The organism is Corallococcus praedator (assembly GCF_003612125.1).
Classification (GTDB): Bacteria; Myxococcota; Myxococcia; order Myxococcales; family Myxococcaceae; genus Corallococcus; species Corallococcus praedator.
In genome coordinates this window covers 1-450 of the sequence record NZ_RAWI01001016.1, presented here as the reverse complement: position 1 = coordinate 450, position 450 = coordinate 1, and the positions used below count along the sequence as shown (strand labels likewise).

The following is a 450-nucleotide window of genomic DNA, read 5'->3' as shown; positions in this document are numbered from 1 at the left end:
CCGCCGGGGCCGTCGGGGCGGCCGCGGATTTAGATCGCCAGCCTCGACATCACCGCGCGGCGGCGCGCCGAGGCGGGGCTCGCCGAAGCGCTCGAAGCCAAGGACGTGCTGCTCCACGAGGTCAACCACCGCGTCAAGAACAGCCTCCAGCTCGTCACCGCGCTGCTGTCGCTGCAGGCGGCGCAGGCGGCGGAGCCGGTGTTGCGCGCCAGCCTGCTCGAGGCGCGCGGACGCGTCGCGGTCGTCGCGTCGATGCACCAGCGGCTGTATTCGACGAGCGCCCACGACCGCGTCGACCTCGTCGCCTATCTGCGCGAGCTGACCGCCGAGAATGCCGCGGCGCACGGCGCGAAGGGACGCATCGGGCTCGATTTCGACGCCGACGACGAAGTCGTCTTGGCGCTGAGTCAGGCGGTACCGCTGGCGCTGGTGGTCAGCGAGTTGCTCACC

The 450-nt window shown here is 71.8% G+C and carries 1 protein-coding gene; it reads left to right on the top strand.

The genetic code is table 11. The annotated features are described in order from the left end of the window. Positions 1-105: 105 nt before the first annotated feature. Positions 106-450: histidine kinase dimerization/phosphoacceptor domain -containing protein (locus D7Y13_RS42835; protein WP_147452712.1), on the top strand; the 345-nt coding region annotated here is incomplete at its 3' end.